This is a genomic window from Streptomyces luteosporeus (assembly GCF_039532865.1).
Lineage (GTDB): Bacteria > Actinomycetota > Actinomycetes > Streptomycetales > Streptomycetaceae > Streptomyces > Streptomyces luteosporeus.
Genome location: NZ_BAAASL010000008.1, coordinates 21802 through 34613, shown reverse-complemented (window position 1 = coordinate 34613; position 12812 = coordinate 21802). Strand labels below are relative to the sequence as shown.

The 12812-nt window shown below is 72.4% G+C and carries 11 protein-coding genes; 7 read left to right on the top strand and 4 right to left on the bottom strand.

Translation table 11 applies throughout. The features are described from left to right. Positions 1 to 24: 24 nt before the first annotated feature. The 3 genes from ABD361_RS11980 (at position 25) to ABD361_RS11970 (ending at position 2680) form a co-directional block, all read left to right on the top strand. Positions 25 to 1524: a flavin-containing monooxygenase gene (locus ABD361_RS11980; RefSeq protein WP_344435307.1), complete on the top strand. Its 1500-nt coding sequence runs from the start codon at positions 25 to 27 to the stop codon at positions 1522 to 1524. Next, complete coding sequence (locus ABD361_RS11975; RefSeq protein WP_344435012.1) at positions 1521 to 2393, top strand: SDR family oxidoreductase; 873 nt, start codon at positions 1521 to 1523, stop codon at positions 2391 to 2393. The genes ABD361_RS11980 and ABD361_RS11975 overlap by 4 nt, the downstream gene beginning before the upstream one ends. 77 nt (positions 2394 to 2470) lie before the next feature. Then, complete coding sequence (locus ABD361_RS11970; protein WP_344435011.1) at positions 2471 to 2680, top strand: hypothetical protein; 210 nt, start codon at positions 2471 to 2473, stop codon at positions 2678 to 2680. A gap of 76 nt (positions 2681 to 2756) precedes the next feature. Here ABD361_RS11970 and ABD361_RS11965 read toward each other — a convergent pair whose 3' ends face one another. Beyond that, a complete protein-coding gene (locus tag ABD361_RS11965) occupies positions 2757 to 6035 on the bottom strand; it encodes a S41 family peptidase (protein WP_344435010.1) in 3279 nt (1092 codons plus the stop codon). 147 nt (positions 6036 to 6182) lie between these two features. Here ABD361_RS11965 and ABD361_RS11960 point away from each other — a divergent pair, with 147 nt between their 5' ends. After that, complete coding sequence (locus ABD361_RS11960) at positions 6183 to 6788, top strand: TetR/AcrR family transcriptional regulator (RefSeq protein ID WP_344435009.1); 606 nt, start codon at positions 6183 to 6185, stop codon at positions 6786 to 6788. A gap of 116 nt (positions 6789 to 6904) precedes the next feature. Next, complete coding sequence (locus tag ABD361_RS11955; RefSeq protein ID WP_344435008.1) at positions 6905 to 9109, top strand: MMPL family transporter; 2205 nt, start codon at positions 6905 to 6907, stop codon at positions 9107 to 9109. A 67-nt stretch (positions 9110 to 9176) separates the two neighbouring features. Here ABD361_RS11955 and ABD361_RS11950 read toward each other — a convergent pair whose 3' ends face one another. Both ABD361_RS11950 and ABD361_RS11945 read right to left on the bottom strand, forming a co-directional pair. Beyond that, positions 9177 to 9569 carry a VOC family protein gene (locus ABD361_RS11950; protein ID WP_344435007.1) on the bottom strand — a complete coding sequence of 131 codons (393 nt, stop codon included), beginning with the start codon at positions 9567 to 9569 and terminating at the stop codon, positions 9177 to 9179. Between the two features lie 16 nt (positions 9570 to 9585). Then, positions 9586 to 10137, bottom strand: coding sequence for a GNAT family N-acetyltransferase (locus tag ABD361_RS11945; protein ID WP_344435306.1), 552 nt, complete (start codon positions 10135 to 10137; stop codon positions 9586 to 9588). Positions 10138 to 10353: 216 nt separating this feature from the next. Here ABD361_RS11945 and ABD361_RS11940 point away from each other — a divergent pair, with 216 nt between their 5' ends. Then, a complete protein-coding gene (locus ABD361_RS11940; protein ID WP_344435005.1) occupies positions 10354 to 10878 on the top strand; it encodes a DUF6879 family protein in 525 nt (174 codons plus the stop codon). Here the strand turns inward: ABD361_RS11940 and ABD361_RS11935 are convergent. Next, positions 10871 to 11290, bottom strand: a complete 420-nt coding sequence (locus tag ABD361_RS11935) for a DUF6415 family natural product biosynthesis protein (RefSeq protein ID WP_344435004.1) — start codon at positions 11288 to 11290, stop codon at positions 10871 to 10873. The genes ABD361_RS11940 and ABD361_RS11935 overlap by 8 nt on opposite strands. A 90-nt stretch (positions 11291 to 11380) precedes the next feature. On the opposite strand from ABD361_RS11935, the gene ABD361_RS11930 reads away from it, so the two are divergent. Then, a complete protein-coding gene (locus tag ABD361_RS11930; protein WP_344435002.1) occupies positions 11381 to 12730 on the top strand; it encodes an NsdA family TPR-like regulatory protein in 1350 nt (449 codons plus the stop codon). The last annotated feature ends 82 nt before the right edge of the window (positions 12731 to 12812 follow it).

Genomic DNA, 12812 nt, shown 5'->3' with positions numbered 1-12812 from the left:
GTGGCTTCTCCGGGAGGCGGCGGCATGGTCGAGCACGTACGCGTGGCGGTGATCGGTTCCGGGTTCGGGGGGTTGGGCGCGGCCGTGCGGCTGCGCCGGGAGGGCGTCACGGACTTCGTCGTCCTGGAGCGCGCGGACGCCGTCGGCGGCACCTGGCGGGACAACACCTATCCCGGTTGTGCCTGCGACGTGCCCTCCCACCTGTACTCCTTCTCCTTCGCCCCCAACCCCGAGTGGCCGCGCAACTTCTCCGGACAGGAGCACATCCGGGCGTACCTGGAGCGCGTCACGGACACCTACGGGCTGCGGCCGCACCTGCGCTTCGGCGCCGAGGTGCAGGAGATGACCTGGGACGCGGACGGGCTGCGGTGGCAGATCCGCACGCCCGGCGGCGACTACACCGCAGACCTCGTCGTCTCGGCCACCGGCGCGCTCTCCGACCCGAGGATCCCCGACATCCCGGGCCTCGACGGCTTCCCCGGTGCCGTCTTCCACTCCGCCCGCTGGGACCACGGCACCGACCTGCGCGGCAAGCGCGTGGCCGTCATCGGCACCGGCGCCTCCGCCGCGCAGATCGTGCCCGGCATCCAGCCGGAGGTGGAGCGCCTGACCCTCTTCCAGCGCACCCCCGCCTGGGTCCTGCCGCGCGCCGACCGCCGTATCAGCGGGGCCGAGCAGTGGCTGCACGGCAAGGTGCCGGCCAGCGGCCGGCTGCGGCGCGGGATGCTGTGGGGGATCCGGGAGCTGCAGGTGGGGCTGTTCACCAAGTGGCCCGAGCGGCTGGGCCTGATGGAGCGGGTCGCCGCCGTCCACCTGCGCAGGGCCGTCAAGGACCCGGCCCTGCGCGCCAAGCTCACGCCCGACTACCGCATCGGCTGCAAGCGCATCCTGCTGTCCAACGACTTCTATCCCGCCCTCGCCCGCCCCAACGTGGACGTCGTGGCCTCCGGCCTCGCCGAGGTGCGCGGGTCGACGCTCGTCGCGTCCGACGGCACCACCGCCGAGGCGGACGTGATCGTCTTCGGCACCGGCTTCCTCGTCACGGACATGCCCATAGCCGACCGCGTCACCGGCGCGAACGGGACGACGCTCGCCGATCATTGGCGCAAGGAGGGCGGCATCAGCGCGCTGCGCGGCGCCAGCGCCGCCGGCTTCCCCAACTTCCTGACGATCGTCGGCCCCAACACCGGCCTCGGCAACAGCTCGATGATCCTGATGATCGAGTCCCAGCTGAACTACATGGCCGACTACCTGCGCCAGCTCGACACCCTCGGCGGCCGGGCCGCGCTCGACGCCCGCCCCTCGGCCGTACGGGCCTGGAACCGCACCCTGCAGCGCCGCATGACGAGCACCGTGTGGAACACCGGCTGCAAGAGCTGGTACCTCGACGAGAGCGGCCGCAACGCCACGCTGTGGCCGGGCACGACCTCGGAGTTCCGTAAGGCCACCCGCCGGGTGGACCTCGCCGAGTACCAGGTGCTGCGCACCGCGCGGGTGCGCGCGAGTGCGGAGGCCGGCCGGTGAGCGCGCGCAGGAGCCTGACCGGGCAGGTCGCCGTCGTCACCGGGGCCGCCCGCGGGGTGGGGGAGGCCCTCGCCCGCGCACTGGCCGCGCGCGGGGCGTCCGTGGCGCTCGTCGGGCTGGAGCCCGGCGAACTGCGCCGCGTCGCCGCACCGCTCGGCCCCGCCGCCGCGTACTGGTACGCCGACGTCACCGACCAGGAGGCGATGACGCGCGTCGCCGGCGAGGTGAAGGAGCACTTCGGCAAGGTGGACGTCGTCGTCGCCAACGCCGGCGTGGCCACCGGCGGCCCGCTCGACGACTCCGACGCGGACGCCTGGCGCCGGGTCGTGGAGGTCAACCTCATCGGCAGCGCGGTCACCGGCCGCGCCTTCCTGCCCCTGCTGGCGGCCGGTCGCGGCTACCTGCTGCAGGTCGCCTCCCTGGCCGCCCTCGCCCCCGCGCCCCTGATGACCGCCTACTGCGCGTCCAAGGCCGGCGTGGAGGCGTACGCGCACAGCCTGCGCGCCGAGGTCGCCCACCGGGGCGTACGCGTCGGCGTGGCGTACCTGAGCTGGACGGACACCGACATGGTGCGCGGCGCCGACCGCATCGACGTGATGCGCGAGCTGCGCCGGCGGCTGCCCTGGCCGATGAACCGCACCTACCCGCTGGAGCCCGCCGTCGACCGGCTCGTCGCGGGCATCGAGCGCCGCTCGGCACACGTCTACGCCCAGGGCTGGCTGCGGGCGGTGCAGCCGCTGCGCGGCGCGCTGCCGGCCGTGGTGGCGCTCGGCGGCCCGCGCGAGATGCGGCGCGTCGAGGGCCGGCTGGCCGGGATGCGCCCGGGCCTGGTGGGCGCGGGCGGCGCGGCGGACACGCAGCGTAACTGATCGAAATGCGGGGTTCGTCCCGGCGTGTGAGGCTGGTCGCGGCCCGATTCCCCCACCCACCGAGGAGTGAACCCCCCATGGGCATGAAGGACGAGATGCAGAACAAGGCGCAGCAGGCCAAGCAGAAGGCGCAGCAGGCCAAGCAGAAGGGCCAGCAGCAGCAGGACAAGCTGCAGCAGAAGGGTCAGCAGGGCCAGCAGCGCGGTCAGCAGCAGGGCCAGCAGCGCGGCCAGCAGGGTCAGCAGTCCCTGGACGACATCCAGGACGAGTTCGACGACCGCAGCTGAGCGGCTGACGCGGCGCGAACGCCAGGTGGGGCCCGTCCGGTTGCCGGACGGGCCCCTTTGCCGTACCCCGCCGTGCTCAGCCGCCGCTGCGCGGCGGCAGCTTGGGCCGGCGCAGGTCGGGCACGTCCGAGTAGTCCGGCGGGCGCGCGTGGCCGTGCCGTTCCAGCAGGTCCAGGGCGAGGCGCACGGCGTCGTCCAGTTGCTTGTGCCGGCCCTCGGCCCAGTCGAGCGGGGTGCGGTCGACCTCGATGTCCGGCTCGACGCCGTGGTTCTCCACGCCCCAGCCGTACGCGTCGAACCAGGCGGCGTTCATCGGCACGGTGATGTACGTGCCGTCGCCCAGCCGGTGCCGCCCGGTCATGCCGACGACGCCGCCCCAGGTGCGCAGGCCCACCACCGGGCCGATGCCCTGCAGCCGGAACGCGGCGGTGATCATGTCGCCGTCGGAGGACGTCATCTCGTCCGCGATGGCCACGACGGGCCCGCGGGGGGCGTTGCTGGCGTACGAGACGGGTTCGGCGTCGCGCGTGAGGTCCCAGCCGACGATGGTGCGGGTGAGCTTCTCGACGACGAGTTCGCTGATGTTGCCGCCGGCGTTGCCGCGCACGTCGACGATGAGGGCGGGGCGGGCCATCTCCATGCGCAGGTCGCGGTTGAACTGCGCCCAGCCGGAGCCGCCCATGTCGGGGATGTGCAGGTAGCCGCACCTGCCGTCGCTCAGTTCGTGGACGACGGCGCGGCGCTTGGTGACCCAGTCCTGGTAGCGCAGGGGGCGTTCGTCGATGAGCGGGACGACGGCGACCCGGCGCGGGTGCCCGTCCTCGCCGGGCGGGCGGAAGGTGAGCTCGACGGTGGTGCCGCCGGCCGCCGCCAGCAGCGGGGAGGGGCCCGCGACCGGGTCCACGGGCCGGCCGTCGACGTGGGTGAGCGCCCAGCCCTCGCGGATGCCGGAACCGGCCAGCGGGGAGCGGGCCTTGGAGTCGGAGGACTCGCCGGGCAGGACGCGCCGCACCCGCCACGTGCCGTCCTTGTGGGGCGTGAAGTTGGTGCCCAGCAGCCCGATGGCCCGCTGGTAGTGCGGCGGCCCCTCGTTGCGGCGGGCGGGCGTGACGTACGCGTGCGAGGTGCCGAGCTCGCCGAGGACCTCGCGCAGCAGGTCGGCGAACTCGTCGGGCGAGGCGACGCGTTCGACCAGCGGACGGTACTGGGCGAGCACCCCGTCCCAGTCGACGCCGCACATGCCCGGCTCCCAGAAGTACGCGCGCACGATGCGCCCGGCCTCCTCGTAGGACTGCCGCCATTCGGCCGCCGGGTCGGCCTCGTGCAGGATGCGGCGCATGTCGACGTAGACGGTCGAGTCGAGGTCGGCGACGTCGGTGGCCGGCACCACCCGCAGGTCGCCCTCGTCGTTGAGGACGAGCCGGGTGCCGTCGCCGCTGACCGCGTACCAGTCCAGGGAGCTGCTCAGCTCCGTGCGCTTGGCCTTGCACAGGTCGAAGTGTTCGAGGGTCGGGCGGCCGGAGGTGTCGGTGGGGTTGGCGAAGGTCTCGCCGAGCGCGCCCGAGATCGGCCAGCGCAGCCACACCAGGCCGCCGCCGGCGACCGGGTGCAGCGAGGAGTACTTGGAGGCGGCCACCGGGAACGGCGTCACCCGGCTCTCCAGTCCGTCCACCTCCACCACCAGCGCCCCCTCGTGGTCCCCGGTGTCGTCCAGGTCCAGCCCGCCGCCCGGCGGGCGGCCCTCGATGGTCAGCGCGAACGGCGAGGGCGTGGCCGACGACAGCGGCACGAGGTAGGGGCGGCAGCCCAGCGGGAAGGACAGGTCGCCGGTGTGCACGTCGTAGACCGGGTCGAAGCCGCGCCAGGAGAGGAAGGCCAGGTAGCGGCCGTCGCGGGTGAAGACCGGCTGCTCGTCCTCGAAGCGGCCGTTGGTGACGTCCACGACGTGCCCGTCGGCCAGGCGCGCGATCCGGATCTGCCGCAGCGAGCGGCCGATGCCCGGGTGCGACCAGGTCAGCCAGCCCGAGTCGGGCGCGAACGCCAGGTCGCGGACGGGTCCATTGGTGGAGCGCACCAGCTCGCTCACCTCGCCGTCGCCCTCGGGGGAGGTGTCCACCAGCAGCAGCCGTCCGTCGTGCGCGGCCACTGCCAGGCGCTGCCCGTCGGGCGAGGAGACCATCTCGTGCACCCGGCCGAGCCGGCCGGCCGCCAGGCGCCGCGGCTCCCCCGTGCCGGCGGCCCGCGGCAGTCCGGCGATCTCGACGGCGTCCTCGCCGTCGGCGTCGGTGACGTAGGCGATGCGGCCGGTCGAGCCCAGCATCTCCGGCAGCCGCACCCGTACCCCCGGGGTGTCGGCGATCGTGCGGGCCGGGCCGTCGCGGTGGGTCAGCCAGTACAGGCTGCCGCGCACGCCCACCGCGCTGGCCCGCCCGGTGGTGTCCACCGCCAGCGCGCCCACGTGCTGGCCGGCCTGCACCTGGTACGTACGCCGGCCCGCCCGCGAGCCGCCCAGGCGCACCTCGACGCGGCGCGGCACCGCCTCCGGCGCGAGGTCGTCGACCAGCCACACCTCGCCCGCGCACTGGTAGACCACGCGCTCGCCGTCGGTGGCGGCGTGGCGGGCGTAGAAGTCGTCGTGGTCGGTGTGGCGGCGCAGGTCGGAGCCGTCCGGGCGGCAGGAGTAGAGGTTGCCGACGCCCTCGTGGTCGGAGAGGAACGCGATCCGGTCGGATACGAACATCACCGAGTCCAGGTGGCCGCCGATGTCCGGCACCAGGCGGGTGCCGTGCAGCCACAGCCGTCCCGTCGCCCCGCCGCGGTAGCGCTTCCACGACGCCGGCTCGTGCGGCGGCTTGCCGGCCAGCAGCAGCGTGCGGTGCTCGCCGCCGACGTCGCCCATCGCGATGTCCGACACCGGCCCCCAGGGCAGCCGCAGCCCCGGGCTGCCGTCGGTCGGCAGCCGGTAGGCCCAGGAGAAGTACGAGAAGGGCTGGCCGTGCGAGGAGACGGCGAGGATGTCGTACCCGGGGTCGCCCCGGTCGGAGGGGGCCCAGCCGCACACCCGGGTGTCGGTGCTGCCCCAGTACGTCAGGCGGCGGGCGGCGCCGCCGTCGACATCCACGAGGTGGATCTCCGGGTCGAGGCTGCGCCAGTTGGTGTACGCGATCGTCCGGCCGTCGGGGGAGAAGCGCGGATGCCCGGCCCGGGTGCGGTCCACGGTCAGCCGCCACGGCCGCGCGGCACCGGTCAGCGGGGCCAGCCAGAGGTCGTCCTCCGCCACGAAGCAGAGCAGATCGCCGTGGAGGTGCGGGAAGCGGATGTACGCGTCGCTGCTCACGGAGCTCACCCCACCCATGGTTTCGGGCCACCGGGGCCCCGGCAACTCCTGCCGTGACGGAGAACACGATCGAAACGACACCGTTTCGCTGTTCGCCGGACGTACGCTCGTACGGTACGAAACCGTTTCGTACGGAACCATCGGGTGTTGCAGAGGAGGCGCGGCATGCCCACGGAACCACCCAAGCCGGCGGGACGCCGCACCCGGCTGACCCCCGAGCGCGAGGCCGAGCTCTACGAAGCCGTCCTCGACATCCTGCGCGAGGTCGGCTACGACGCCCTGACCATGGACGCCGTCGCCGCCCGCACGCACGCCAGCAAGGCCACCCTCTACCGCCAGTGGAAGGGCAAGCCCGAGCTGGTCGCCGGTGCCCTGCGGCACAACAAGCCGGTCAGCCTCGCCGACATCGACACCGGCACCGTGCGCGGCGACTTCCGCGCCATGCTGTGCGACACCGACGAGGAACGGATGGAGCGCGACGCCGCCCTCATGCGCGGGCTGCAGCGGGCCGTCCACGACAACCCCGACCTCAACCGGGCGCTGCGCGAACTGCTGGTCGAGCCGGAGGTCGCCGCGCTGGACGCGATGCTGCGGCGCGCGGTCGACCGCGGCGAACTCGCCGCGGACAACCCCGCCCTCGGCTTCGTCGCCCACGCCATGCTCGGCGCCTTCATGGCCCGGCCCATGGTCGACAACCGGCCCGCGGACGCGGAGTACCTCTCCGCCTACATCGACGCCGTGATCCTCCCCGCCCTCGGCGTCCGACCGTGACGTCCGGCTTAACCCGCGTATCCACCTGAAAAGGCTCCACCTGACGCACCGCTCTCGTCGGGACGGGCCCGAATCCGACCCACGATCCACACGATCCGACGGGAGAACAACGCCTCGTGGCCACGTTCCTCTACAAACTCGGCCGGCTCGCCTACCGGCGCCGCTGGTACGTCGCCCTCATATGGGTGCTGCTGCTCGTCCTCGCCGGCGCCGGCGCCGCGACCGCGGGCAAGTCCAACGACAACTTCTCCATACCCGGCACCGAGGCCCAGAAGGCCTTCGACCTGCTGGAGAAGCGCTTCCCTGGCCAGAAGGCCGACGGCGCCACCGCCCGCATCGTCTTCCAGGCCCCCGAGGGCCAGAAGATCACCGAGCCGAAGAACAAGGCAGCCGTCGAAAAGGTCGTCGCCCAGCTCGGCGGCCCCCAGGTCGCCTCCGTCGCCGACCCCTTCACCGCACAGGCCGTCAGCAAGAAGGACGCCCGCACCGCCTACGCGTCCGTCACCTACAAGGTCAAGCCCAACGAACTGACCGACGACACCCGCGACAAGCTCAAGGCCGCACCCGACGCCGCCCGCGCCGCCGGCCTGACCGTCGAAACCGGCGGCAGCGCCCTGCAGGCCATGCCCGAGACCGGCAACACCGAGATCATCGGCATCGCCGTCTCCGCCGTCGTCCTCGTCATCACCTTCGGCTCCCTCGTCGCCGCCGGACTCCCCCTGCTCACCGCCATCATCGGCGTCGGCATCGGCGTCTCCGGCATCACCGCCATCGCCGCCGCCCTCGACCTCGGCAGCAACACCGCCACCCTCGCCACGATGATCGGCCTCGCCGTCGGCATCGACTACGCCCTCTTCATCGTCTCCCGCTACCGCGCGGAGCTCGCCGAGGGCCGCGAACGCGAGGAAGCCGCCGGACGCGCCGTCGGCACCGCCGGCTCCGCCGTCGTCTTCGCCGGCCTGACCGTCGTCATCGCCCTCGCCGGGCTCGCCGTCGTCAACATCCCCATGCTGACGAAGATGGGCCTCGCCGCGGCCGCCACCGTCGCCATCGCCGTCCTCATCGCCCTGACCCTGATCCCGGCCCTGCTCGGCTTCGCCGGCCGCCAGGTGCTCGCCCGCAAGGTCCGCAAGGGCAAGGCCGCCGCAACGGGCGACGAGAAGCCCAACATGGGCACCCGCTGGGCCCGCCTCGTCCTGCGCCGCCCCGTCGTCGTGCTCCTCCTCGGCGTCGTCGGCCTCGGTGCCGTCGCCGTCCCCGCCGCCTCCCTCGAACTCGGCCTGCCCGACGAGGGCTCCGCCGCCAAGAACACCACCCAGCGCAAGGCCTACGACCTCATCTCCGAGGGCTTCGGCCCCGGCTTCAACGGCCCGCTGATGGTCGTCGTCGACGCGGCCGGCGCCAAGGCCCCCAAGCCCGCGGCCGAAGCGGTGGCCAGAACCATCCAGGGCCTGCCCGGCAAGCCGATCGTCACCCCGGCCCACTTCAACCAGGCCGGCGACACCGCGATCATCACGGTCATCCCCGCGTCCAAGCCCTCCGGCACCGAGACCGAGGACCTCGTCCACGCCATCCGCGACAAGGGCGCGGCAGCCGCCGCCGACAAGGACGCCAAGGTCCTCGTCACCGGCAGCACCGCCGTCAACATCGACGTCTCCCAGAAGCTCAACGACGCCCTGCTGCCCTACCTCGCACTTGTCGTCGGCCTCGCCTTCCTGCTCCTGATGGTCGTCTTCCGCTCGGTGCTCGTCCCGCTGAAGGCCGCCCTCGGCTTCCTGCTGTCGGTCGTCGCCGCACTCGGCGCCGTCGTCGCCGTCTTCCAGTGGGGCTGGCTCGGCAGCGTCTTCGGCGTCGAGGAGACCGGCCCGATCATGAGCATGATGCCGATCTTCATGGTGGGCGTCGTCTTCGGCCTCGCCATGGACTACGAGGTCTTCCTCGTCACCCGCATGCGCGAGGCGTACGTCCACGGCGAACGCCCCGGCCAGGCCGTCGTCACCGGCTTCCGCCACGGCGCCCGCGTCGTCACCGCCGCGGCCGTCATCATGATCAGCGTCTTCGCGGGCTTCATCGGCTCCACCGAACCCATGATCAAGATGATCGGCTTCGGCCTCGCCATCGCCGTCTTCTTCGACGCGTTCATCGTCCGCATGGCCCTCGTCCCGGCCGTCCTCGCCCTCCTGGGCAAGGCCGCCTGGTGGCTCCCGGCCTGGCTGTCGCGCATCCTCCCCAACGTCGACGTGGAGGGCGAGGGCCTGCAGAAGCAGCTGGCGACACCGGCGGACGCTTCGGACAAGACCCCGGAGCCGGCGGGCGTCTGAGCCCGACCGGTCGACCCACCTGAGGCCCGGGCCCCCGCATGCGATGCGATGCGGGGGCCCGGGCCTTTCACTGCTCCCGCAGCTGGATCAGATCCCAGCGATTCCCGTACAGGTCCCGGAAGACGGCAACCGTGCCGTACGCCTCCCGCCGCGGCTCCTCCTCGAACACGACGCCGGCGGCGAGCATGCGCGCGTGGTCCCGGCCGAAGTCGTCGGTGTTCAGGAACCACCCGACGCGCCCGCCGGTCTGATCCCCGACCCGTGCCTCCTCCGCCTCGCCGTCGGCCCGGGCCAGCAGCAGCCCGCCCTCCCGCGCCCCCGGCGGCGCGACGACGACCCAGCGCTTGCCGTCGGGCAGTGCGGTGTCCTCGCGCAGGTCGAAACCGAGGGCGTTCACGTAGAAGGCGATGGCCTCGTCGTAGTCACGCACGACGAGGACGGTCAGTCCGATGTGGGGCATGGGTCGATCTTGCCACTCACCGACCTGGCCGGTCCCGGCCGGCGAGAGGGCGCACCATTGCCGTCATGACCGGCGCATCGTCGTACGGCCGGGTGTGACCGACCGGCACGTAGCCCCACTCCTCGTACAGTGCCTGCACCTTGGGGTGCGCGCTGTTGACGAGCAGGGTGGCCCGTTCCTCGGGACGGCCCCGCAGCAACTCCTCGTGCAGGAGCGCTGCGGTACCGGTCTTGCGCCACCGGGGGCGCACCATGATCTCGGAGACGGCGAAAGTACGGGTGCCGTCCTCCCGGGCGAAGCCGGGTTCGAGGCCGGAGACCTTGTCCCACCAGGGCGAGGCGGAGACGAGCGGCGCACCGTAGGCGAAGCCGGCGGCCTCGTCGCCGTCGTAACCGACCACACAGTCCCAGCCCGGCCGCTGCGACCAGCGGTCCAGGAACCACGCGAACCGCTCGCGGCTGTCGAAGCCGTCCCGGTTCTCCGACTGCGCGTAGCAGTCGTCGTGCACGTCGAGCAGCAGCTCGCGGAGCTCGGCGGCGTGGGTGTGGTCGAAGCGGCGCGGATGCACGGTCAAGGGAGCGTCCTTTCACGACCGGTGTACGCGGAGAGCGGTGGCCCCATGGTGTGGGAGCTCGCCGGGCGGCAGTGGGCGTTGCACGGCATTGCATGTGGAGCCTGCGGGGTATCGCGGGGTTGCATGGTCCGGCAATCATCAGGAACAGCCCGCCTTCGGGGCGATCCCTCGGGGGCTCCTCGCCCGCTTTGCGCCCAGGAGTGAACCCGCATGGCCGATGTCCTTCCGTTCAGCGAAATCACGTACCTGTTCAAGGAATTCGAGCACACCGCCTGGCGGTTGGAGACCCGGCGCGAATATGCCTCCGACCGCAACGGCGACAACTGGAAACGCTGGCAGGCGGGCGAGCGGCTCGGGTTCGATCCACGGCACCCCTGGCATGCCAACGTCCGAGCGCAGGTCGAAGCCGGTAAGCGGTTCCAGCGGGTGCGGATCGTGGACGATCCGCCCACCGAGGGCCAGCGGTTTCTCTTGGCCACCGCGCGGAGCAACATCACGGCCGGCGAGGACATCCGTGTTCTTCCCCGCGCCGAAGCCGAACGGCTCGGGCTGCCGGACTTCGACTTCTGGCTCTTCGACTCACGTATCCTCGCCCGCTTCCACTTCTCGGACGATGGCACCACGCTCGGTGTGGAACTGACGGAGGAGCCGTCCGACGTCCTCCGCGCCTGTCAGGTCCGTGACGTTGCCTGGCACCGGGGCTTTCCGGCGGACGACCTCGCATGGCTCATGTGACACACGTCGGGCGGACGGGCCGGGGCCGCTCCGGCAGGATGCCCTGCAGCTCGTGGCACGCACGTCCCACGTCCTGCATGTGCAGCACCGCAGACTTCAGGCCCGGGCCGGAGTCGGCGGCGAGTGTCTGGTGGGCCGCTTCGATGATGGATCGGGCCCGGTGCCAGGCGGGTGTGTCGGTGGCCAGACCGGCAGCGTAAACCTCCACCGTCGGTAGCAGGCGGGTGAGGAAGTCGCGGAGACGGGCGGTGGTCTCGGCGACCTGCTCGTAGCGGGGCAGCACTGCCGGGGACGACAGTGAGCGGTGGACCGCTTGCCGGAGGTACTGCGCCATCTCGATGGCGATGCGGTCGGCGTCCGTTTCTGTCTCCGGGTGCAAGGCTCGGGCCTCCTCGTCGTGATCGTCGCTCACGTCGAGGTAACCCCCGCGGCCCGCACTCCCGGTACCGTGAAAAGACAGCGGAAACGTGAAAGCCATGAAAGTGGGCGGGAGTTGAAGCGCATGGCAGGCAGTCCGCGCACCCCGAACACCGGCCTGGCGGCCCTCCTGGACGAGGCGAAGTGGACGCGCAGCCAGTTCGCCGCAGCGGTGAACCGTACGGGCGCGGAAGCCGGGCTGGCGCTGCGCTACGACCAGTCCGCCGTCTCGCACTGGCTGTCCGGCACGATGCCGCGGCCGCAGGTCAGGCCGCTGATCGTCGAAGCGCTGGCCAGGCGGCTGAAGCGGCCGGTCACCCATGCCGAGGCCGGTCTGGCCGGCAGCACGGGACCGGACGGCGCCGGGGGCACGCTCGAAGAGCTCGTCGACGTGGGCCGGGCCGACATGGACCCGTCCCGGCGGGGCGTGCTCACCGCCGGGGTCTACTCGGCGGCCCTCGCTGTTCCCCTCTTACCCGAACCGGCCGGGCGGCCTGAACGGGGCGGCACGGCCTCCGACGCCGGGCGGACCGCGCGCATCGGGGCGGGCGAAGTCGCCACCGTCCGGACCATGACCGAGAAGATCGCCGACATCCTCGACGAACTCGGCGGCGGCCACGCCCGCCCGATGGCAGCGGCCTTCCTGGTCAACACGGTCGCGCCGTACCTGAACGCGTCCGCCCCCGAGCAGGTCCGCAAGGACATGCTCGCCGCGGCGTCGGACCTCGTGTACCTCACCGGGTGGATGGCGATGTACGAACGGGAGCACGGCCTCGGGCAGCGGTACTACCTCAAGGCCCTCAAGCTCGCCGCGGAGGCGGATGATCACGTCACGTACTGCCGGACGCTGCGCGGCATGAGCTTGCAGGCGTCCAACCTCGGCTACGGCGCGAAGGCCCTGCAACTGGCGGATGCCGCCGCCGAGGCGTCCCCGAAGGCCGGCCCGCGCCTGCAGGCGTTCCTGGCCGGGCAGCAGGCGCACGCCGCCTCCATGACCGGCGACCGGCACACGGCCTTCGCGCGGCTGCGTGAGACGGAGATCGCCCTGTCGAAGGCGGACTCCCGCCGGGAGGCCGTCGGCGGGTACGACGCCAGCGCCTACCAGTTCCACGTCGCGCACGTGCTGTACGAGTTCCGGGACCTGGAGGGCTCGATCCGCGCGATGCAGGAGTGCCTGAAGGTGCAGCCGCGCCAGGAGCGCCAAGGGCGCCTGCACGCGAACGCGCTGCTGGCGCAACGCCAGTTCGAACTGGGTCACGTGGACGCGGCCTGTGCGACGTGGCACGTCTTCCTCGACGATTACGTCCAGCTCTCGACGGCCCGCGGCGACGAGCACTTCGCGACGATGCGGCGCCGGATCCAGCCGTACGCCAAGGTGCGCACGGTCCGCGAGCTCGGCGAGCGCGCCCGGGAAGTGGCCCGGGCCAAGGCGTGACAGCGGAAACCTCAACAAGCCGGCCCGAGGCATCGAGACATTCGCCCGCACGACGGGAAGCTTTGGGTAAAGGCGGTCAAGT